We start from the raw sequence: 21,694 nt of genomic DNA, 5'->3' as shown, positions 1-21,694 counted from the left end.
CGGATTCATACGTGCACGCTGGCGGATCGAGACGAAACCAAGAAATGCCGTCTATTCGAAAGTTTTTCTTTACTGAGAGGCGCGCACCAGGACGTCCGGGTTCATCGTGGCCAGCGGATCGAACGCACCTTTGAGCCGCGCCATGAGCTCTCGCTCCACCAGGCCGCGATTGCGGTCGGCCATGACCACCTTTGCCCGGCCAAGCCCATGCTCGGCCGCAAAGCTGCCGCCCATCTGAGTGGCAAGAGATGACAGCGCCTCGGCGAACAGTTCGGCCTTGCCGTCGAAATCGGCTCGACCTTCCGGCGGAGACAAATTGTAGTGGATGTTTCCGTCGCCGAGGTGCCCGAACGGGTTTATCCGCACGCCGGGAAGAATGCCGCCGCAGATCTTCGCGCCTGCCATCACGAAACGGGCGATTGCACCTGGAGGCACTGAGATGTCGTGCTTGAGCTGGTCGCCTTCCAGCCTCTGTCCCTCCGGTTGCTCTTCACGCAGCCGCCAGAACTGTGCCCGATGCGCACCCGTCGCCGCCAGCGCGCCGTCGCAGACCAGGCCCTGTTCCATGCCCCATTCCAGCGCCGAAGCCAGGATCTCGTCCAAGGGAACACGTGACGATCCCGATGCCAGTTCGACCAGCAGATAGACGTCGCCCCGTGTTTCCAGTTGGTAGGCAAGGTCGGGCAGGTGCTTGAGCGCCAGTTGCAGGCCGACATCGGAGAAGAACTCGAGGCCAGTCAGGAATTCCCCGGCCTCGCCGCGCAGGAAGGCGCCGAACGAAACGGCGGCAGCAAAATCGGGCAGGACCAAAAGGGCGCTCGCTTGCTGCCGAGGCTTGAAGTAGAGCCGCAGGATCGCGCGCGTGACGATGCCGAGCGTGCCCTCAGCGCCGCAGAACAGCTTGCGTAGTTGATAGCCGGCATTGTCCTTCTGCACCGCGCGCAGTCCGTCCCAAACCCGGCCGTCAGGCGTCACGACTTCGAGACCCAGGACGAGATCCTGCATCATGCCGTAGCGGAAAGCCTGGCTGCCGCCGGCATTGGTGCCGATCAGGCCGCCGATCCTGGCGCTGCCTTCCGCGCCGAGATGCATTGGAAACATCAGGTCAGTCGGTTCAAGCGCTTCGTGCAGCGCGGCCAGCACGACACCCGCCTCGACGACGATCGATCCGCTGTCCAGATCCGGCTTCCCGATCGCCGCCATGCGTGAAAGCGAGACGATCACCGCATTTGGCTGCTCGGCGACGGCGGCGCCGCAAAGCCCGGTGTTCCCGCCCTGGGGCACCACCGCCAGCCCTGCCTCGCGACATAGCTTGACGACACTGGCAACCTGCGACGTATTCGCGGGCCTGGCAACGCCCAGAGGTGCGACGCCGTAGCGATTGAGCCAATCGCGCCGGTAGGGCTCGGCATCCCGGCCCGAAAGCCAGCCTTTCGGCCCGAGAATCTCGTGCAGCGCGGTGGCGGGATCGGTCATTGATTTACCCGAGTTAGCTGAGGGCGTGCCGTGCGACACGTTCCGGACCGTTGCTTCCAATCAATGACCCAGCACCTGCGACAGGAATTGTCGGGTGCGCTCGTTGCGGGAAGAGGTGAAGAACTCGTCCGGAGGCGCTTCTTCGAGGATCTCGCCGCCGTCCATGAAAAGCACCCGGTCCGCCACGCGACGCGCAAAGCCCATCTCATGCGTCACGCAGATCATAGTCATGCCCTCGGAGGCAAGCGTGACCATGACATCAAGCACTTCGGAGACCATTTCGGGATCGAGCGCCGAGGTCGGTTCGTCGAACAGCATGATCTGCGGCTGCATGCAAAGAGCACGTGCAATCGCGACTCGCTGCTGCTGACCGCCGGACAATTGGCTGGGATATTTCATGGCCTGCTCGGGAATGCGCACCTTCTCCAGGTAGTGGCGGGCGGTTGCCTCGGCTTGCGCCCGCGGCTGCTTGCGCACGATCATCGGGGAGATCATGCAGTTCTCCAGCACCGTCATGTGCGGGAACAGGTTGAAGTGCTGGAACACCATGCCGACTTCGCGCCTGATCTCGTCGATGTTGCCGACATCGTCGTTGAGTTCGGTGCCGAGCACGACGATGCGGCCGCCATTGTGCTGCTCGAGGCGGTTGATGCAGCGGATCATGGTCGACTTGCCGGAGCCGGAGGGTCCGCAGACGACGATTTTTTCGCCCCGTTGTACGGAAAGGTTTATCCCGCGCAGTGCTTGGAACGTGCCGTAGTATTTGTCGAGGTTTTCTATACGGAGCGCCGGCTCACCGGTCGAATTGGTCGAGGTCACCTGCACGCCTCCTTAGCGTTCGCTGACCGACATGCGGCGCTCGAGAAAGGCGCCGTAGCGGGACAGGCTGAAGACGAAGATGAAGTAGATGAAGGCTATGAAGGCATAGACTTCGACATAGGCGAAGCGCCATTCGCCGGTGCCATAGGCGGCATTGCCGGAAGCCAGGATCTCGAAGAAACCGACGATGACCACCAGCGAGGTCTCCTTGAACGAGATGACGAACTGGTTGATCGTTGCCGGCATGGCGTTGCGCATGGCCTGAGGCAGGAGGATGCGGCTGATGCGTTGCCAATAGCGCATGCCAAGCGCCATGGCAGCCTCTTCCTGTCCTGTCGCAACGCCCTGCATGCCGCCTCGCACGATCTCCGCCTGATAGGCGGAGAAGAACAGAGCGGAGCCGAGGATCACGCGGTAGAGCTTGTCGCCCTGCAGCCATTGCGGCAGCGCGAACGGCAGAACCACGGCAAAGGTGAAGAGGATCGATATCAGCGGAAGCGACCGGACCCCGTCGATGATGAGGCCGGTGGTCCGGGAAATCCAGGGCAGCTCCGACCGGCGCAGCAAGGCCAGGCAGATTGCCAAGGGGAAACCGATCAGGCAGGTGGTCACGAAGATGAACAGGGTCAGCGCCAGCCCGCCCCAGGCTTCCTCGCCGACATGGGCAAGGCCAAGCACGCCGCCTTTCATCAACACGTAGAAAAGGCCTGTTCCGGCTCCCCATACCAGCGCGATCCGGCGGCCCGTCCAGAATGCCGGGATACAGCTCAGCACCGTCATCACCACCACGGCGACGCAGGCCAGCGCCGAGCGCCATTGTCCTTCGTAAGGATAGAGGCCGAAGAAGATGATCCGCCATCTCGCTGCGATGACCGACCAGCAGGCGCCCGCTGCCGCCTGGCAGGCCTCCGGTCCGCCGCTGGTGGTGAAGACAGCCGAGAAAACCGCCCAGTTCAGCAGCTTCCAGACCAGGAAGACCATGATCGTCAGGCAGGCCAGCGACACCACCGCCTGAAGCGGCGTCGCGAAGAAGCGTCGCCTCAGATCCTCGAGCCTGCCGGGAGCGGGTGGAGCGACAACGACCATCTCCATCTCTCAGCCCCTCAGCTGATTGCCCTTGAGGGCAATTGCCTTGTTGATGCGGTTGAAGACGGCGGCAAGGCTGAGATTGATGGCGAGGAAGCCTGCCATCAGGATGCCGATCGCTTCGAGGGTCTGCCCGGAATGGTTGATCGTCAGCGCCACAATCATGAAGAAGTCGGTGAAACCCACCGCGATGCCCATCGTCGTCGCCTTCATCAGCCAGACATACTGGTTGGCAAGGATCGGCAGCATGGCACGCAGCGCCAGGGGCAGCCGCACCAGCGTGAAGACCCGCCAGGGACTGAGGCCCAGGGAGAGGGCGGCCTCGACCTGGCCGGTGCCGACAGATTTGAAGCCTCCGCGTACGATCTCCGCAATGTAGGAGCCGCCATAGATGGCGATGGCGATAGCGAGGGTGGCGAACTCCGGAGGGATACGCAGGCCGCCTCTCAGATTGAGGCCTTGCAGGGCAGGGAAGTCCAGCAGCGGCGTATCCGGCAGACGTCCGAGAGCCAGAATGATGGCCGCGCAGGCCAGCGCCACTGCGGCGGCGGCAAGCTGGATGGCGCGCCGCTGGCCGATCGGCTGGGCAAGGCGCGACGTCCTGCCCAGCCAGGCCGGCAGCACGATGGCCGCGATCACAGCCACTGTGGCTGCGGCAAACGCGGCACTGCCGACGTTCGGGAATGGAATGTAGAGCCCGCGACTGGTCAGCAGGAAGCCCCAGGCTTCATGCGCGCTGCGCGGCGTCGGCAGGTGCGTGATGATCGCGTACCAGAAGAAGACCTGGAGGATCAGCGGGATGTTGCGGAAGATGTCCACATAGGTGCGGCCGAGCAGCCGCGCCAGATCGTTCGAGGATGTCCGCGCAAGACCGACGATCGTTCCCACGATAGTCGCCAGTATCAGGCCGACGCTGCCCAGGAACAGCGTGTTGATGATGCCGATGAGAAAGTACCACCAATAAGGATCATTGGCGGTGGCGGGCAGCAGCGAGAAATTCACATCCCAACCCGTCGACTTGAACAGAAAGTCGAATCCGGAGGTGATCCCCTGGTCAGCCAGATTGCGGCGCGCGATCACGATGCCGGCGAGCACCATCGCCGCGATCGAGCCGACGTAAAGGACCTGCAACAGCGCGTTGCGGACCTTTTGATTTCTCAGCAGGCTGACCATCCAAAGATCCTTGCCGAATTGTCGCCGACCCCGCCCGGCTGTGCCGGGCGGGGCCTGGAGCGGGTGAGTTAAGGACGGATCAGTCGATCACCAGCGGGAACAGGACACCGCCATTGTTCCAAAGGTTGGTCAACTCGCGGTCCATCTTGTAGGGCGAGTCCTTGCCGAGGTCGCGCTCGAAGATTTCGCCGTAATTGCCGACGTTCTTGATCACCTTGTAGGCCCAGTCGTCATCGAGACCGAGACCCTTGCCCATGCCTGGCGTGACGCCGAGGAACTTGGCGACTTGCGGCGACGTCGGCTTGGCCTTGATCTCGTCGACGTTCTTGGAGGTGATGCCTTCCTGCTCGGCGAAGATCAGGGTGCTCAGCGTCCAGTTGGCGATGTCGACCCAATTGTCGTCGCCCTGGCGCATGATCATGACCTCAGGCTCGACGGCAAGCACGTCGGGCAGGATGACATGGTCGTCAACCTTGCTCTTGGCGATACGCGCAATGGCGAGCGTCGGGCCCCACTGCGCATAGAGATCGCAGCGTCCGGAGAAATAGGCCTGCTCGAGCTCCTCGGTCTTTTCGATGAGCACGGGTTCGAGCTTGATGCCGAGCTTGGCCGTATAGGCCGCGACCTGCTGTTCCTGCGACGTGCCGGCGGGAATGCAGATCGTGCCGCCGGCGGCATCCTTGAGCGACTTGAGATTGAGCTCCTTGTGCGCCATCACCTTGGTGGTTCCGAGGTAGTAGGACATGGAAAATTGCAGCCCGAGCTCGGTGTCTCGGCTGAGCGTGCCGCCCGACGCCTTGATGATGATGTCGACATCGCCCGACTGCAGGGACGGCCAGCGCTGCGCCCAGCTGATCGGAACGACCTTCAGCTTTGCCGGGTCGCCGAGCACGGCCGTGGCCACCGCCCGGCAGAGATCGATGTCCATGCCCTTCCAGTTGCCCTTGTCGTCGACTTCGGCGAAACCGAGATAGGATCCGTCATGGCCGGTGCAGTTGAGCACGCCGCGCGCCTTGACGGTTTCCAGCGTCTTGCCACCGGCGGCTTCTGCCGGCGCTGCAAAATGCACAAGTCCAAGGGCCATGGCTGCGGCCCCCCATTTCATCGTCTTCATGTTCCGTCTCCACTGTTGAGGTTGTTTGGTTTCTTGTTGTTGGAGGTCCGAAAAGGTTTCTTTCGGAGCTCGGTCTCAAAGCCGCTCCTAGTCGGAAAGCGGGGTCGGTTTCGGCACGGAGGAGATCTTCAGATCGCTGCCCCAATCCTGCTGGGCGAGCCATCGATGAAGGGCAGCCACCGCCTTCACGCGCAGGTGCCCGCGTGGGACGATCAGGTAGAACCCAGGGACTTCCTCCGGCCGCATATCGGCAAGGGCGTCGCGGCCAACCGGCGCGACCAGCGCGCCCGACCTCAAATCTTCCTCGGCGTCGATGACGGAGACGAGACCGACGCCGATGCCTTGCAGGGTTGCACGGCGCATGGTTGCGGCATCGTCGAAGCTGATGCTTCGGTTGCCGTCCGTCTGCTCGATGGCAAGGTGGCGTAAAATGTCTGGCCAAAGGCGCTTCGACTTGACGGTGTCCAGCAACGTGAACAACGTCAGATCCTGCGCCGACTTGATGCTCTCGCCGATGGCCGGAGTGCAGCAGATGACCTTCGGATCAGGCACCAGCAGTATGGTCTCGTAGTCCGGCCAATTGCCATAGCCCCACTGGACGGTCATATCGATGTCGTCGCGTCCGAAATCGGGCAGGTCGACCATCGTCGTCAGGCGCAGATCCGCACCCGGCAATATCTCCCGGAACAGGGATAGCCGAGGCAGCAGATAGTGGGTCGCGAAGTAGGGGCTCGCATTCAGGTTGATTCGGTCCCGGTAATTCGACTTGGTGACGCGGCGAACACCTTCGGAAAACTCGTCGAACCCGGCTTTGACATAGTGCGAGAGAAGGATGGCCGACTCGGTCAATTCGACCGACCGACCCTTGCGCTCGAACAGCGTCACCTGAAGCGTGTCCTCCAGAAGCTTGATCTGCTGTCCGACGGCCTGTGGCGTAACCAGCAATTCATCCGCCGCCTGCCGAAAGCTCTTGTGCTGCGCGACGGCGTGGAAGACGCGAAGCGCATTCAGCGAGGGAAGGCGGAGCTTGCCGGTCATCGTGTATTCCACCTCCTTTCGCTTGCGTTCCTGTTGGACATTTCAGCGCCGCAGGCACCGCGAAGATAGCTCAGGCGTATATATAACCACCTGAAACAATTACGTTTTCTCCGGTCATATAGGTGTTCTTGGGACCGCCCGTCATGAGCACCCACTCGGCGATCTCCGTGGGCTCTGCACCGCGACCCAGCGGACTAGCCTTGGCCAGTTCCTCGAGGAAGCCGAGAGCCTTGGCCCGCTCCGTGGCCATGCCTGCGGGGGCTACCGAATTGACCAGGATTCCGTGTTTTGCGACGTCATGGGCAAAGGAGCGCGTCAGGCTGACCACGGCGGCCTTGGTTGCCGCATAGTGGGCGTTCTGCGGATGTGCCTTGAAGGCATCGACGGATGTCAGGTTGACGATCCGGCCACGCACATGGCTCTTCGGCTCCTGCGACTGCATGTGGCGAACGGCTGCCACCATCATGTGATAGGTGCCCTTGATGTTGATGCCATTGGAGGCATCCCAATCGGCGTCGCTGATCTCGAGGAGTGGGCGGCGAGGGTAGATCGCGGCGCAATTGATCAATGTGTCGATACGTCCGAGCTTCGAAACAATGGCGTCGAAGGCGGCGTGGCACTGAGGGCCGACCTGGATGTCGCATAGGGCGGTCGCGGTCGGCAGGCCGTTGGCCTTTGCCGGTGCGAGAGCGGCTTCGGCGGCGTCCTGGTTGATGTCGATGATGCCGATCTTTGCAGCCCCGGCCTCTACAGCCATCCTGGCCAAAAGCGCGCCGAGACCGGCGCCGCCGCCTACGATCAGAACGGAAAGATCCTTCATTCCAGTTTTCCTTACTTGGTGCCGCTTGGCGAGGTTGGCCATGTCGGCATGATGTCGAAACGGGTAACGTCGGCCCACGCGGGCAGGCCGAGCACCGCGACCACCATTCTGGCCACGTCATCCGGCTGCACCACTTTGCTGGCGTACATGGCGGCGCGCGCCTTGGCGTCGAGGATGTCCTGGTAGAGCTGCGTCTCGACACGGCCGGCGACGATCTCGGTGACGCGTATGCCTGATGGGGAGAGGTCGGTGCGCAAGGCTGCGGCAAAGCCTGATATCGCCGCCTTGGTGGCTGAATAGACGGCAATGTTGGAATATGCCGCGTGGCCCGCGGTGGAGCCGGTGAACAAGATGTGGCCAGACTGCCGATCGCGCATCTGCGGAACGACGAGGCGGGTGAGCATGATTGCCGCGCTGAGGTTTATCTCCAGCGTGGTGTCGATGTCTGATATCTTCATGTCGGCGAAATTGCCCAGCGGCGGCATGACCCCGGCATTGTTGATCAGCACATCGATGGTCAGATCCACCAGAACAGCCTCCAGCGCCTCGCGGTCGGTGATGTCGACTGCGATGGGCACGATGCCGGACCGCTCGGCCTGCAACTCCTTGAGCGCGGACTGGCTGCGCCCGACCGCATAGACGTCATAGCCGGCGTCGCTCAGTGCGATCGCCATGGCCCGCCCTATGCCGCTCGTCGCACCTGTGATGAAGGCTGTCGTCACGTGGCTTCCCCGTTTGCCTAGCTTTCAGTGTGCGGTGCGAGCCGGCGCCGCGAAACCAAGAAAACCAGCAAAAAGGAAAGATAAACTTTCGAATTCTCTTTTCCCGCCCGAAAACTGGACAGGTGGTCACCTCGGCGCCGAGGCTGAAAATCGAAGGAAACGACGGGAAAATGATATTCTCAGCCTACGGGAACCGGTTCAGGTCAGCTGGCGGAGCAAAAACAAGGCTTTCGCAATGCGTGACTAGTCTGGGCCCGGGTGATTGAAGCCGAGGGCCTATCCGCCCGTCGAAACAGGTCTTTTCATATCGGTAAAGAGCGAGGCCGCAGCCGCCTTCTGCTCGGCCTCTGTCGCCGCGACGCCTGAAGCCCGGGCCAAAGCGCGCACGCGCCCGAGGCTGTTGTGCAGATGCTTGCGCATGGCCTGGCGAGCGGCACGACCGTCCTGCCTTTCGATGGCGTCGACGATGGTTTTGTGCTCGTTGTGAATGCGTGCGTAGTAGCTGTCCTTGAGCGCCGGCGTGACGACATAACCCAGTTGAAAGCGCGGAACGATCATCGGCCTGAGATAGCTCAGGAAGCCGTGGATGAATTCGTTGCGCGCGGCTTTGGCGATCGCCAGATGGAAATCATAGTCGTAGTGGATCTGGACGATTGCGGGATCCGCTTGCTGGGCGTCGACCTGTTCCATCAGGGCTCGGATTCCACTCGCCTCCGCATCGGTGCGCCGTTCCGCGCACAGCCCGGCGGACTCCACTTCGACACTCAATCTCAGTTCGAGCAGGGCAATGGTTTCCGGCAAGGTCCTCAGCGCCTCGTCAGGGATCGAGAAATTGCGCGGCGCCGGCGTTTCGCTGACGAACATGCCGCGCCCCTGCTGCGGCACCACCATGCCGTCGGAGCGCAATCGCGCCACCGCTTCCCGCACCACCGTCCGGCTGACGTCGTACTCGGCACAAAGCTCCGCCTCGGTCGGCAATTGCGCGCCGGGAAGCAGAGATCCGGAACGGATCTTTTCGGACAGGCTCTCGGCCACGACGGTGGAAAGAGGCTTGCGCTTCGTCATCAGTGTTCCCCACGCCGATGCCAGATGCAGGATGATGCCCGAACCGGCACGGCCATTCAAACCGCCGCGGTGACGATCAACTCGACCAGCATTCCGGACTTGGCCATCCGTCCTTCGCCCGATGAGCGCGCCGGTGCGTGCTCCCCGGGCATCCATGCGTCCCAGACCGTGTTGACTTCGTCGAAATCCCTGATGTCGTCCAGCCACATCTGCACGTGAAGGATGCGGGTCTTGTCGGTACCGGCCTTGGCAAGCAGGGCGTCGACCTTGGCCAGCGCCTCGCGCATCTGGTCGGCTGCGGACTGACCCGGCTTTGCGACCTGGCCCGTGAGGTAGAGGGTGCCATTGTGGATGACGCCGTGGTGGATGCGGGTGTCGAAGTCGAAGCGCTTGATGTCGTTCACTGAATTGTCCTCGTTAGATTTCCGGCCTTCGCCGGATGGGGTCAGATTGCCGGCGTCGGGCGGATGGGGTTTCCCTGCAGATATTGTGCGTAGGGCGCCTGAACGAGCCAGCCGGCGTCGACGGGCAGGGTCACGCCGGTTATCGATGCGGCTCGGTCGGAGCAGAGGAACAGCGCCGCCTCGGCAACGTCGCGCGGCTCGACGAAGCGGCGCAGCGCCGTGGTCGCCTGGATGGCTTCGGGGTTGCGCTCACCCTTGGCGATCCTGGCTTTCAGACCGTCCGAAAGCGTGTAGCCGGGTGCCACCGCATTGACGCGTACGCCGTGCGGACCGAGCTCGGCGGCCAGGATCTGGGTCAAGGCCAGGACGGCATGCTTTCCGGGCGTGTAGGCGGGCAGGGACAGCGGCGCGAAGGAGGCAAGCGAGCCGACATTCAGGATCGCGCCTCGCCGGGCGGCCGACATCAGCCGGCCGAACACCTGGCACCCCAGCAACGTGCCGCGATAATTCACCCGCCACATCTTCTCGTCCTCGTCCAGATCCTGGTCGAGGACGTACTTGCCGCTCTGCAGGATGCCGGCGCAGTTGACGACGATTTGAGGCGTGCCGAACCCATCGCTGACGGCCTGCGCCAGCGCCTCCACCGAGCCGGATTCGGCGACATCGGTTTGGACAAACAGCGCGCGCGGCGCGCCCGCCGCCTCACAAGCGCCCACCGCCTCATTGCCCCTCGTCGCATCCCGGCCGGCGACGACCACATGATAGCCGTCTTCTGCGAAGCGCAGCGCTATCGCGCGTCCGATGCCGGACGTGCCGCCGATGACCACGGCCGTCAATGTCTCAGCCATGGCCGCGGTCCTTGCCTTCGATGTCGAAGAATTCGGACATGGCCCGGACCTGGAAATCCATCATCGGGCGCCCCGGTTGAATGCGGCAGCCAATCTCTTTCGCCGCCTTTAGCAGGGGGGTCTCGGCGGGCTCCATGATGATGTCGACGACCGTCATGTCCGGGGTCAGCCGGCTTACATCCAGCGGCGGCGGGTCGCCGGCGTGCATGCCGACCGGCGTGGCGTTGATCGCCATATCCATGCCGGAAGGCTCGGCCTCTCCAACCTGGATGCGGCATTTCGGGAAGACCTGCGCAACCAGCGTCGCCAGCTTTTCGGCGCGACCGGTATCGATGTCGGCGAGGCGGATCTCTTCGGCGCCGGCTTCCGCGAGACAATAGGCCAGGGACGCGCCGGCGCCGCCGGCGCCGACCTGGAGGATGCGGCGGCCGGCAATCTTATGCCCGCCCGCGTTGAGGCCATCGATGAAGCCGACACCGTCGAAATTGTCGGCGTACCAGCTGCCATCGGGTAGCCGGCGCACGGAATTGGCGCTTTGCACCCGCGCGGCGCGGTCGTGAGCGGCAGAGCATTTGTGATAGACCGCGACCTTGTAGGGCACCGAGATGATGACGCCCCTTATATTCTCGGCTGCCGTGATGCCGGCCCAGAAGGCTTCGAAATCCTCCGGGCGGCAACTCAATGGCACCATGAGGCTGTCGAGCTCCTTTTGCTCGAAGATCTCGTTGAATATGCCGGGGCTCTTGGCGTGTGCCACGGGATGGGCCAGCATCACGAAGATGTCGGCCTTGCCGGTTCCGCGCATCGGTTCATTCCTTTTCTTTTGACAGTTCATGGGCGCTGAGGATCTCCAGCGCCTGGACGAGGGCCGAGTGGTCGGCCTCCGCGCCGCCCGGTCGGGCTGAGCAGGCGCTCATCAGTTGTTGCGCCGTCGCGGTGTTCGGCAGCGAGACGCCAAGCGCGCGGGCGCTTTCAAGCGCGAGGTTGAGATCCTTCTGGTGAAGCCGCATGCGAAAGCCCGGGGCGAACGCACGGGCGATCATGCGCTCGCCATGCACCTCCAGCACGCGGGACGAGGCAAAGCCGCCCATCAGCGCGGTGCGCACCTTTGCCGGGTCGCAGCCGGCCTTGCTGGCAAAGACGAGCGCTTCCGCCACGGCCTCTATGTTGAGCGCGACGATGATCTGATTTGCGATCTTGCAAGTCTGGCCGGCGCCATTGTGCTCGCCGATCAAGGTGATGTTCTTGCCCAGCGTCTGAAAGATCGGCAGCGCGCGCTCGAACTCGGCGGCCGGCCCGCCGACCGTGATGGTGAGGCTTGCCGCCTTGGCGCCGACTTCACCGCCCGAGACCGGGGCGTCGAGGTAGCCGGCTCCCGCATGTCGCAGTTGGCTTGCGAATTCCGCGGTGGCGATGGGGCTGATCGAACTCATGTCGATGACCAGCTTGCCGGCCGACAGCCCCTCGAGGACGCCGTTTCCTCCAACCAGGACGCGCTCCACATCCGGCGTGTCGGGCAGCATGGTCACTATGATCTCGGACATCCGCGCCACATCGGCAGGAGAGGCAACGACCACTGCCTTGAGGTCTTCAGGCAGGGGAGAGCGGTTCAGAACCGTGACGATCTCATGTCCCGCGTCGACGAGATGGCGCGCCATCGGCGCTCCCATGACGCCTAGCCCGATGAACCCGATCTTCATTCTCAAACCCCTGTACGAAGGTTGGTGCGCATTGCATCTTGCAGCAAATTATTGCCGTATGATATAGGACATCATACAAATTTCAACGCCCTTCCGCTCATCGGAGACTGACCGCAAAATGCAAGAGCGCCCCAATACGCTGAAGGCTGCCGTGTCGGCCGGCCGCGCCCATATCGGCATCTGGTGCTCGCTGGCTTCCGCCCTGACGACGGAAATTGTCGCAGGCTCCGGCGCCGGCTGGCTGCTGATCGATGGCGAGCATAGCCCCAACCATCTGCGCAGCATCATGGCCCAGTTGCAGGTCATGGGCGGCTTCGACAGCGAGGCCGTCGTCAGGCTGCCTTCCGACGATCCCAATCTGATCAAGCAGGCCCTGGATATCGGTGCGCGCAGCCTGATGATCCCCAATGTGCGGACGGCGGATCAGGCGCGCGCCATCGTCGCGGCCATGACATATGCGCCTGGCGGATTTCGCGGCTTCTCGGTCGGTCACCGTGCCAACGGCTTCGGCCGCATCGCCGGTTACCACGCCAAGGCGCGTGAGCAGCAGCTTCTCGCCGTACAGATCGAGGATGAATTAGGCGTCGCCAATGCCGCCGAGATCGCGGCGGTCGACGGCGTCGACGTTCTCTTCGTCGGACCCGGCGACCTTTCCACCAATATGGGTGCGATGGGCAATCCCGGTGCGGCACACGTTCAAGAAGCGATCGCCTCGGTGCGCAAGGCAGCAACGGCGGCGGGCAAGGCCAGTGGGATCCTGGCCCCTGCAAAGACCGATGCCGATCAGTATCTTGCCGACGGCTTCACCATGGTTGCCGTTGGTTCCGACCTCGGCCTGCTTGCGCGGGGCTCGGATGCCTTGGTCGCTTCGTTCAATCAGTAGACCGGAGATACAGCCATGCCGATCCCCCCGTACAAAGCGCCATCGCGCAACGCCTACGACATCGTCATCGTCGGCGGTGCGGTTGTCGGCTCGTCCACGGCCTACTGGCTGAGCCAGGCGCTGGGCAGCGGCGCCTCGATCCTCGTGGTCGAACGCGACTCGAGCTACGAATTCTCGTCGACGGCGCTCTCCACCAGTGCGATCCGGCAGCAATATTCCAATCCGATCAATGTGAAGATCAGCCAGTTCGGCATCGAGATCATCCATGGATTCCAGGAGCGCATGGCACCTTTCTACAAGGACGAACCGGCACCCGACCTCGGCTTCAAGGAGCATGGATATCTCTACTGCTGTTCACCCGACGGCGTCGAAGCGGCCCGCGAGCGCGTCGACCTGCAGCGCAGTTTTGGGGCCCACACGGTGTTCCTTGAGCCGGGCCTGCTGAAGGATCGCTTCCCCTGGCTCAATGTGGAGGATCTTGGTGGCGGTTCCTGGGGGGCTAGGGAAGAGGGCTGGTTCGATTCCGTGGGGCTGATGAACGGTTTCCGCCGCGCCGCCCGCGCCAGCGGCGTCGAGTATATCGACAATGCCGTGACAGGGCTGGACATCGCCGATGGGCGGGTCGTCTCGGTGCGCCTCGCGACCGGACAGACGGTTGCCTGCGGAACATTGGTCAACGCCGCGGGCCCGCGCGCGCAGCAGGTGGCCGCCATGGCCGGCCTGTCGATTCCGGTCGCGCCCTACAAGCGCTACAGCTTCGTCTTCGCCAGCGCCAACCCGATCCCCGGCCGGATGCCCAATGTCATCGACCTTTCCGGAACATTCGTGCGTCCCGAAGGCGAGCTTTTTCTCACCGGCAACACGCCGCAAGGCGACGGACCGGCCGGCTACGACGACTTTGAAATGCACCATGAAGAGTTCGACGACTACATCTGGCCGGCACTCTGGCACCGCATTCCGTCTTTCGACGCACTCAAGGTCCAGACCAGTTGGACCGGCCACTACGAGTACAACATGCTCGACCACAACGGCATCGTCGGCTTCCACCCGCAGGTGACCAATTTCATGTTTGCCAACGGCTTCTCGGGGCACGGGCTGCAACAGTCGCCAGCCGTGGGCCGGGCCGTTTCAGAACTTATCGTTCACGGGGCTTTCCAGACGCTCGATCTTTCGCCGTTCTGTTACGAGCGCATAGAGCGCAACGAGCCGTTTCTCGAGGAAGCAGTGATCTAAAGCGAGACGATCGACCACCCCATTTTATCTCGGGCATTCAGCGTCCAATGAAATTGCATTTTAGTGAGAGATACTCCATCCACTTCAGGAGGGCGCAGTCCTTCGGCGCGATAGCGGCTAACATTCAGCAAATATTTCCGCCGTGCTCCCGGGCTGATCGAGTTTCCAGACACGGGCAATGCAGCGGCGCATCTCGTCAGCCGTGGCCCCGCCTCGAAATTCGGCAAGACGTAAAGCCTTGGCTTCCAGTTCCTGTTTCGAAAGGGTGTTGCCGGGATCTCCCTTGGGCTCGTCGACGCGGGCATTGAGCTTGCGGCCGTCAACGGTCGTGACGCTTACCTTGCCAGCCCACTGCTTGGGATAAAGGGTGTCGACCTCGGCGTCGAGTTCCATCCGCACCTTCGCGCGGAAACGGGCGACGCGGGTGTCGGCAAGTGCATGGTGTTCGAAAGCGTCGAGGTCGGCGACGCCGTGAACGGCGATCAGCCCCAAAACCGTGCCCATGGAGAACTTCGCCTGGTGGACGGTTTGCGGAACGACCACCGCGCCCAGGACATCGATGGCTCCCTGATGGACATGGGTCACCACATCAGCGATGTCGTCCGGACCGAGCCCTTCGCGGCGCATGAGAGACTGCAGCGCGTCGGCGGCTGGATGAGTGTGCCGGCAGGCTGCGTGCCATTTGAAGGAGGTCTCCTCGGTTGCCCAACGGCTGCCGAGCCCGTCCGTCAGGCGGGCCGGATCGGCGTCGCTGGACATGCCGGCCGCCATGCCTTTTTTCCCTTCTAGAATCTGCGCGGCCCCCTTGAAGCCATCGCGCGCCAGATAGGCAGAAAACAGGCCGTTGGCCGCCGCTCGCGCCGTATGAAGCTGCTTGGAATCGGCGGCATCGCGCAGGAATTCCCAGAGCCCTCCCGCTTGGGTGCCGGCGGAGCCGAGAGCATGGTTGAGGCCGGCTGCGTCCAGCCCGATCAACTTGCCGACCGCCGCGGCCGCGGCGACCGCGCCGGCCGTGCCGGTGGTGTGGAATATCTCGTAGTGCGAGCGTCCGAGGAATTCTCCTACGCGGATGCCCACTTCATAGCCGGCGATGCAGGCAGTCAGGACTTCGCGGCCGGTCTTCCCCTCAGCCTCCGCAACAGCCAGGACGGCCGGAAAGATCACCGCCGCGGGGTGAAAGACCGAGCCGTTGTGAACGTCGTCCTGCTCCACGACATGGGAGGCCGCCGCATTGACCATCGCTGCGAAATAGGGGCTGGTGCGCCGCCGCGTCGGGATGATGGTGCTTGGGCCGTCCGCCGGCCCCATGGCACGCGCAAAGCCGTCGATCATCTCGACCTGGTGCGCGCCCTTGCCAGCCAGCGCCGAGCCGAGCCAGTCGATCATCAGTCCTTGCGCGAAATGAACGACGCGCGGCGGGATCTGTTCGAAATCGAGTTCAGCGATAAAGGCGCAAAGTCTGGCGGTCGGCCAATCGGCGGTGTCCGTGCTCATCTGTTGCTCCTCCCCTGCATGCTCTTTAGACGAAAGCGGCGCGGCGCAGAACCTGCCTTGCTCGCTCGATCACCGGCCGGTCCACCATTTCGCCATTCACCTTGCTGGCTTCGCCTGATGAGGCTGCGCCAATGATGTCGCGTGCCCATGTGATGTCATTTTCGCTCGGGCGAAAGCCATTGCGAATAGGCTCGATCTGTCTCGGATGGATGGCCATCTTGCCGCCGAAACCCATCCTCATGGCGTGGCGGGCGTCATCTTCGGTGATTTCAGGGCTGCTCAGGTCGGTCGTCACGCCGTCGATCGGCGCGGCCCGGCCAGCCGCGCGCGAGCGCCAGACGATTTCATTGCGGGCCGCAAGCAGGGTCAGCCGATCATGCGCGCAACCGAGATCGAGCGAGAAGTCAACCGAACCGAAGGCGACGGCAACGACGCCTGAGGTGGCCAATATGTCCGGCAGGTTGACGAGGCCGACGGCGCTCTCAATGAGCGCGATGACGGAAACGCTGCGTGCCAAGTGCCTGGCCATATCAGCAATGTCTTCCGGACGTTCGGCCTTGGGCAGCATGACGGAGACGCCGTCGAGGCGCCGCACGGCATCGACGTCCGCTTCGTGCCAAGGTGTGCCGGCGGCGTTGATGCGGACCACGACTGCGGATTTCAGTGTGGCCGCACGAGCAACGATTGCTTCGCGAGCGCGGTCCTTGTCGCCAGGGGCGACGGCATCCTCGAGGTCGAGGATGACCGCGTCCGCGCCGCTGCTGTCGGCCTTGTCAAACCGCTCAGGACGCGAGCCCGGCACGAAAAGCGGCACGACAGGCGTGACGAAGCTTACCATCGCGCCGTGGCCTTCACCGTCACATGGCCGTCGACCGACCGGACCTCGAGAGCCATGCCGTCTTGGCCAGGCGATGTTGCGCTTAGAAGCAGGCGCTGCGAGCCGGTCGCCGGATGGACGCCGCGGAATGAGAAGCGGCGCGGCGACGTGCCCACAATGGCGGCGGCGAAGTTCATCAGCAGCGTCGCCTGCAGCGGGCCATGGATGACGAGCCCGGGATAGCGCTCGACCCCCGTGGCGTAGGGCGCGTCATAGTGGATGCGGTGCCCGTTGAAGGTCAGCGCGGAATATCGAAAGAGCAGCACGGGATCGATGTCGATCATGCGCTCGTGCGATGCGGCCAGGGCCGAATTGGCCGGCGGGGCAGGGGGCGCTGCAGCGGCTTCGGCGCCGCGATAGACGATGGTCTGGTCCTCCTCGATCACCGGACCAGCGTCGTTGGCAATGTCGTGCCGGACCGTGACGAAGGTTAGCGGCCCGGTGCGGCCCTGTTTCTCCTCTATGGCGGTCAATGTCGAGCTGCGGCGGATGCGGTCGCCGGAGCGGATCGGAGCCATGAAACGCACATCGCTGGCAGCCCACATGCGGCGCGGAAGCGGCACCGGTGGCAGGAAGCCGCCCTTGGCCGGGTGCCCATCAGGTCCGAGTTCGCGCAGGTCGGCAATGTCGGGTGTCAGGCACCAGTGCAGTCCGGGCGCGGCCGCGCCCTCTGCAGTTTGCGCTGCGTAGTCCCCAAGCGTGGCGCCAAAGCTGGCCAGCAGGCGCGGGGTCACGATGTCCTCGACCTCGTGGGTGCGTCCAACCCATTCCTGCAGCGTGCTTGTGTCCAGGCTCATGAGATCCTCGTCAGGCGGCGAATTCGGACCGGATCCGGTCCGTATCGGCGCCAAGGGCGGGAACGCTGGGTACCGTTGCGAACCCCTCCGACCGTCCTGCCGGAATCGGCACGGGGATGCGCCTGCCGTCCGGCAGCGCCACCTCTGTCCGGCGCAACGCCTTGTGGTGCGGAAGGTCGCGCATTGCGCTCACCCGACCCCAGGCGATCTGCGCCTCGTCGAGACGGTCTATGGCCGCTTCGCAGTCGATTGCCGCGAAGATCGGTTCGATCTCGGCGTCGAGCGCCGTGCGGTTGGCAACCCGCCAGGCATTGGTGGCGAAGCGTTCGTCGGCGAACAGATCCTGCCTTTGCAGCACGAGCGTGCAGAAGCGCTTCCATTCATTGTTCTGCTGGATGGACACGACCACGCTGCCATCCCGACAGGCATAGGGTCGATAGGGGTAGATCGAAGCGTGCGCCAGGCCATATCTCTGGGTCTCGCGGCCCGCATATTCGTAGTGCAGCAGCGGCACGGTCATCCAATCGGCCATGGCGTCGAACATGGCAATCTCGACAATGCGGCCGCGCCCGGTCTTCTGGCGCGCCAACAGGGCTTCGAGGATCGCCGCATGGGCGTTCATACCGGTGGCGATGTCGGCGACGGAAACCCCGACCTTGCTCGGCGTGTCCGGCGTACCGGTAACGGCGCAGATGCCGCTTTCGGCCTGCACCAGCATGTCGTAGGCGCGCATGGCCGCGTAGGGCGTATCCTGCCCGTAGCCGACGATGTTGATGGCGATCAGCCGGGGGAACTTTTCCGCAATCACATCGGCGGAGAGGCCGAGCCTGTCGATGGCGCCCGGCGCGAGATTCTGCACGAGAACATCCGCGCGCGCCACCATCCGGTGCAGCAAAGCCAGGTCGTGCTCGGCTTTCAGGTCGAGTACCGCGCTTTCCTTGCCGCGGTTGAGCCAGACGAAGTAAGCCGACATGCCCTCCACTGCGGAATCGTAGTGGCGCGCGGTTTCGCCTTCCGGGCGCTCGATCTTCACGACGCGTGCGCCGGCATCGGCAAGGCGGACCGTGCAGAGCGGAGCGGCGACGGCCTGCTCGATCGAAACGACAAACAGGCCCTCCAGTAGGCGGGCGCCGTCAGACATTGCGCTGCACCCCCGAGCGCGCCAGCACGCCAGGCTTCAGCCGCTCGTTTTTGCCGTAATCCTCGGCAGCGTGGAAGAAAAGCCTCGGCGTGCCATCGATGTCTTCAAGCCTCTTGCGGTAGGCCTCCAGATAGGCCTTCCGGCCATCGTCGCCGACACGGCCCGGCATATAGGCGACGAAGGGCGGCAGCACGTCGAAGCCTGAGTAGCGCAGCAGGCCATTGTGGATCGGCCACAGCACTGTGAGGATGTCGCCATCGATGCCGTCGGGCGCGTAGGTGTCGGCCGACGTGCCTGTGGTGGCGGCCACCATGGCGAGCTTTCCCCTGAACATGCCGGTGTCGTATTTGCGGCCCGGCAGATAGGCGAAACCGCGCGCGAAGACACGATCGGCCCAGCCCTTGAGCATTGCGGGCATTCCGAACCACCAGACCGGGAACTGGAACAGCACGAAATCCGCCAGCTTCACCTTTTCGACCTCGGCGTTTATGTCGGCCGAGAGTGCGCCGGCCTCGTAGGCGGCGGTCTGTTCGCGCGGCAGGCTGAAGAAGTCCGGATCGTTACGCTCGCCCGATACGTCGCCCGGCCCTGCGACAGGATTGAAGCCCATCGCATAGAGGTCGCTGACGACTACATCGTGGCCTGCGCGGGTCAAGGTTTCCACGGCCAGATCTTTCATGGCGCCGTTGAAGGATTTTGCTTCCGGGTGTGCATAGACGATGAGGACGTTCACGGGCGACTCCTAGTAGGAACGCGGCAGTCCAAGCACGTGCTCGGAAAGGTATGACAAGATGAGGTTGGTCGAGATCGGCGCGACTTGATAGAGACGCGTCTCGCGGAACTTGCGCTCGACATCGTACTCTTCCGCGAAACCGAAGCCGCCATGCGTCTGGATGCAGACATTGGCGGCCTCGTTAGAGGCGTCGGCCGCCAGCATCTTGGCCATGTTGGCTTCGGCGCCGGGGTTCTTGCCGGCCTCGTAGAGGCTCAGCGCCTCGCGCACCATCAATTCGGCCGCGCGCATGTTGGCGTAGGCCCTGGCGATCGGAAACTGGATGCCCTGGTTCTGGCCGATTGCCCGGCCAAACACATGCCGCTCCTTTGCGTAGGTGCTGGCCTTTTCGATGAACCATTTCGCATCGCCGATGCACTCGGCTGATATCAGGATACGCTCGGCGTTCATGCCCGAGAGGATGTAGCGGAATCCCTTTCCTTCTTCGCCGATCAGGTTTTCGGCCGGCACGCGCAGATCGTCGAAGAACACTTCGGTGGTGGCATGGTTCATCATGGTGCGGATCGGCCGGATGGTGAGGCCGTTGCCAACGGCTTCGCGCATGTCGACGATGAGAACGGAAAGGCCGTCGGTCTTCTTCATGCCGTCCGTGAGCGGCGTGGTCCGCGCCAGCAGCAGCATCAGATCCGAATGCTCGGCGCGGCTGGTCCAGATCTTCTGGCCCTTGACCACGAAATGATCGCCGTCGAGGCGAGCAGTGGTCTTGAGCGCCCCCGTGTCGGTGCCGCTGCTCGGTTCCGTGACGCCGAAGGCCTGCAGACGCAATTCTCCCGCGGCGACCTTCGGCAGGTACCGCTGCTTCTGGGCTTCCGAGCCGTGGCGAACAAGCGTGCCCATCGTGTACATCTGCGCATGGCAGGCGCCGCCATTGCAGCCGGAGCGCTGGATTTCCTCCAGCACGGCAGCGGCGGCCGAAAGCGGCAGGCCCGAGCCACCATACGCCTCCGGGATCAGGATCGAGAGCCAGCCGGCCTGCGTCAACGCTGCGACGAATTCACTGGGGTAGGTCATGTCCCTGTCGAGTGCGCGCCAGTATTCTCCGGGAAAGCGCGCGCACAGCCTGGCGACGGCATCGCGAATGTCCTGATAGGATTCCATGAGGTTTGTCCGGCTTTTTGTCTTGCTGCGGGCCTCACTATCGCGCCTCCATGTCCTGTCAGCAATGCAAGGCAGACGTGAGCAGATATAACGGAATTCGAATGCTTATGGTGGAGGGCCGAGAAGCTGGCCAACCCAGACGGCCCGCCCGACAAGATCCTTGGCGATGTCCTCTATCGCTTGTCCGGCAAACCGCGCCAGCCGCGAGGCAGGCCGGTCCGCCGGGTAGGCAAGGATCAGGCGGCGTACGGGCACCGGATCGATAAGCGGCGCTGCGGTGAGCAGCCCGGCGGTCACGTCGGCATGGATGGGAGCGAGCGGCAGGATCGTCCAGCCATGGCCGTTGCGCACCAGGTCCTTCAGCGCCGAGTACGAGTCCGCTTCGATGCCGACATCGAGCGTGATGCCGGCATCCGTGGCGCAGCGTTCGACAATGATGCGCAGCCCGTGCTTGATGCTGGGCAGCAGCAGGCGCTTGCCCGCGAGCGAGGCGAACGACACGGCGCGCACGGTCGAAAATCCCGCATCCGGCGGTCCGATCAGGAAGAGGTTTTCCAGGAGCAGCGGGCGCGAGCGCAGCGAACGTGCCATACGCGGATCGTAGAGCACCGCGACGTCGACCTCGCCGCGGTGCATCCAGTCCAGCAGATAGCCTGTATAGGCGCTGACAAGTCTGAGCTTCGCCTTGGGATGGGCCTTGCCGAAGGCGGCCGCCAGCGGCAGCGAAATAATGTCGGCAACCGTGGGCGGCAGGCCGATGGCCACTTCGCCGGTCAGCGGCGCATCGGCGGGCGTGGCCGTGGCGCGGATCTCGTCGATCTCGGCCATCACGCGCATGGCGCGCGTCAGCACCTCCTTGCCCTGCTCGGACAGCACCATGCCGCGTCCGTGGCGCAGGAAAAGGGCAAAGCCCAATTCCTCCTCCAGCATGCGCACCTGCCGGCTGAGCGCCGGCTGCGCGATGTGCAGCCGGTCGGCGGCCTTGCTGAGGCTGCCGAGTTCGGCGACGTGGATGAGGGTGCGTAGCTGCGATAACTCCATGAGCTATCGAATACCATTATATCTGATCACAAGAAAGAGACGAAGATTAGATCGGACAGCCGAGGTAGTCTG

22 protein-coding genes are annotated in these 21,694 nt (G+C 63.5%); 2 read left to right on the top strand and 20 right to left on the bottom strand.

Going from position 1 to position 21,694, the window contains the following annotated elements:
* Positions 1-69 precede the first annotated feature (69 nt).
* The 13 genes from MESCI2_RS0110585 to MESCI2_RS0110525 all read right to left on the bottom strand — a co-directional run bounded on the left by MESCI2_RS0110585 (position 70) and on the right by MESCI2_RS0110525 (position 12,265).
* Positions 70-1,476, bottom strand: a complete 1,407-nt coding sequence (locus MESCI2_RS0110585; RefSeq protein WP_027036569.1) for an FAD-binding oxidoreductase — start codon at positions 1,474-1,476, stop codon at positions 70-72.
* Positions 1,477-1,536: 60 nt separating this feature from the next.
* Positions 1,537-2,295, bottom strand: a complete 759-nt coding sequence (locus tag MESCI2_RS0110580) for an amino acid ABC transporter ATP-binding protein (RefSeq protein ID WP_027036568.1) — start codon at positions 2,293-2,295, stop codon at positions 1,537-1,539.
* A 12-nt stretch (positions 2,296-2,307) separates the two neighbouring features.
* Positions 2,308-3,387 (bottom strand): amino acid ABC transporter permease, encoded by a 1,080-nt coding sequence (locus MESCI2_RS0110575; protein WP_027036567.1) that lies wholly within the window; start codon positions 3,385-3,387, stop codon positions 2,308-2,310.
* 3 nt (positions 3,388-3,390) lie between these two features.
* Positions 3,391-4,554: an ABC transporter permease subunit gene (locus MESCI2_RS0110570; RefSeq protein WP_027036566.1), complete on the bottom strand. Its 1,164-nt coding sequence runs from the start codon at positions 4,552-4,554 to the stop codon at positions 3,391-3,393.
* Positions 4,555-4,633: 79 nt separating this feature from the next.
* Positions 4,634-5,668 (bottom strand): amino acid ABC transporter substrate-binding protein, encoded by a 1,035-nt coding sequence (locus MESCI2_RS0110565; RefSeq protein ID WP_027036565.1) that lies wholly within the window; start codon positions 5,666-5,668, stop codon positions 4,634-4,636.
* A gap of 87 nt (positions 5,669-5,755) precedes the next feature.
* Positions 5,756-6,706, bottom strand: coding sequence for a LysR substrate-binding domain-containing protein (locus MESCI2_RS0110560; protein ID WP_013530401.1), 951 nt, complete (start codon positions 6,704-6,706; stop codon positions 5,756-5,758).
* A gap of 70 nt (positions 6,707-6,776) precedes the next feature.
* Positions 6,777-7,526 carry an SDR family NAD(P)-dependent oxidoreductase gene (locus tag MESCI2_RS0110555; RefSeq protein WP_027036564.1) on the bottom strand — a complete coding sequence of 250 codons (750 nt, stop codon included), beginning with the start codon at positions 7,524-7,526 and terminating at the stop codon, positions 6,777-6,779.
* A gap of 11 nt (positions 7,527-7,537) precedes the next feature.
* A complete protein-coding gene (locus MESCI2_RS0110550) occupies positions 7,538-8,248 on the bottom strand; it encodes an SDR family oxidoreductase (RefSeq protein WP_027036563.1) in 711 nt (236 codons plus the stop codon).
* Between the two features lie 276 nt (positions 8,249-8,524).
* Positions 8,525-9,313: a FadR/GntR family transcriptional regulator gene (locus MESCI2_RS0110545; protein ID WP_032900721.1), complete on the bottom strand. Its 789-nt coding sequence runs from the start codon at positions 9,311-9,313 to the stop codon at positions 8,525-8,527.
* A 56-nt stretch (positions 9,314-9,369) separates the two neighbouring features.
* Entirely contained in the window at positions 9,370-9,717 is a 348-nt protein-coding gene (locus MESCI2_RS0110540; protein WP_027036561.1) for a RidA family protein, read from the bottom strand.
* 41 nt (positions 9,718-9,758) lie between these two features.
* Positions 9,759-10,565: an SDR family NAD(P)-dependent oxidoreductase gene (locus MESCI2_RS0110535; protein ID WP_027036560.1), complete on the bottom strand. Its 807-nt coding sequence runs from the start codon at positions 10,563-10,565 to the stop codon at positions 9,759-9,761.
* A complete protein-coding gene (locus MESCI2_RS0110530) occupies positions 10,558-11,370 on the bottom strand; it encodes a shikimate dehydrogenase family protein (protein ID WP_032900636.1) in 813 nt (270 codons plus the stop codon). Before MESCI2_RS0110530 ends, MESCI2_RS0110535 begins: the two co-directional genes overlap by 8 nt.
* Positions 11,371-11,374: 4 nt before the next feature.
* Positions 11,375-12,265 (bottom strand): 2-hydroxy-3-oxopropionate reductase, encoded by an 891-nt coding sequence (locus tag MESCI2_RS0110525; RefSeq protein ID WP_027036558.1) that lies wholly within the window; start codon positions 12,263-12,265, stop codon positions 11,375-11,377.
* 118 nt (positions 12,266-12,383) lie between these two features.
* Here MESCI2_RS0110525 and MESCI2_RS0110520 point away from each other — a divergent pair, with 118 nt between their 5' ends.
* Both MESCI2_RS0110520 and MESCI2_RS0110515 read left to right on the top strand, forming a co-directional pair.
* Positions 12,384-13,148, top strand: coding sequence for an HpcH/HpaI aldolase family protein (locus MESCI2_RS0110520; protein ID WP_027036557.1), 765 nt, complete (start codon positions 12,384-12,386; stop codon positions 13,146-13,148).
* Between the two features lie 15 nt (positions 13,149-13,163).
* On the top strand, positions 13,164-14,381 hold the full coding sequence (locus tag MESCI2_RS0110515; RefSeq protein ID WP_032900634.1) for an NAD(P)/FAD-dependent oxidoreductase: 1,218 nt from the start codon (positions 13,164-13,166) through the stop codon (positions 14,379-14,381).
* 117 nt (positions 14,382-14,498) lie between these two features.
* On the opposite strand, the gene MESCI2_RS0110510 is transcribed toward MESCI2_RS0110515, so the two are convergent.
* The 7 genes from MESCI2_RS0110510 to MESCI2_RS0110480 all read right to left on the bottom strand — a co-directional run bounded on the left by MESCI2_RS0110510 (position 14,499) and on the right by MESCI2_RS0110480 (position 21,622).
* Positions 14,499-15,875, bottom strand: a complete 1,377-nt coding sequence (locus MESCI2_RS0110510) for an MmgE/PrpD family protein (RefSeq protein ID WP_027036555.1) — start codon at positions 15,873-15,875, stop codon at positions 14,499-14,501.
* A 25-nt stretch (positions 15,876-15,900) separates the two neighbouring features.
* The gene (locus MESCI2_RS0110505) at positions 15,901-16,713 is read right to left on the bottom strand and encodes an HpcH/HpaI aldolase/citrate lyase family protein (protein WP_027036554.1); all 813 of its coding nucleotides are present in this window, start codon (positions 16,711-16,713) and stop codon (positions 15,901-15,903) included.
* Positions 16,707-17,549 (bottom strand): FAS1-like dehydratase domain-containing protein, encoded by an 843-nt coding sequence (locus tag MESCI2_RS0110500; protein ID WP_027036553.1) that lies wholly within the window; start codon positions 17,547-17,549, stop codon positions 16,707-16,709. The genes MESCI2_RS0110505 and MESCI2_RS0110500 overlap by 7 nt, the downstream gene beginning before the upstream one ends.
* A 10-nt stretch (positions 17,550-17,559) precedes the next feature.
* Positions 17,560-18,690: a CaiB/BaiF CoA transferase family protein gene (locus tag MESCI2_RS0110495; RefSeq protein WP_027036552.1), complete on the bottom strand. Its 1,131-nt coding sequence runs from the start codon at positions 18,688-18,690 to the stop codon at positions 17,560-17,562.
* Positions 18,683-19,423, bottom strand: coding sequence for an NAD(P)H-dependent oxidoreductase (locus tag MESCI2_RS0110490; RefSeq protein ID WP_027036551.1), 741 nt, complete (start codon positions 19,421-19,423; stop codon positions 18,683-18,685). The genes MESCI2_RS0110495 and MESCI2_RS0110490 overlap by 8 nt, the downstream gene beginning before the upstream one ends.
* Before the next feature lie 9 nt (positions 19,424-19,432).
* Entirely contained in the window at positions 19,433-20,581 is a 1,149-nt protein-coding gene (locus MESCI2_RS0110485) for an acyl-CoA dehydrogenase family protein (RefSeq protein ID WP_027036550.1), read from the bottom strand.
* 105 nt (positions 20,582-20,686) lie between these two features.
* A complete protein-coding gene (locus MESCI2_RS0110480) occupies positions 20,687-21,622 on the bottom strand; it encodes a LysR family transcriptional regulator (protein WP_027036549.1) in 936 nt (311 codons plus the stop codon).
* Between the last annotated feature and the right edge of the window lie 72 nt (positions 21,623-21,694).

The sequence above is a fragment of the Mesorhizobium ciceri WSM4083 genome (assembly GCF_000519305.1).
Taxonomy (GTDB): domain Bacteria; phylum Pseudomonadota; class Alphaproteobacteria; order Rhizobiales; family Rhizobiaceae; genus Mesorhizobium; species Mesorhizobium ciceri_B.
The sequence above is the reverse complement of the archived record's forward strand: the minus strand, read 5'-3'. Positions and strand labels throughout refer to the sequence as shown.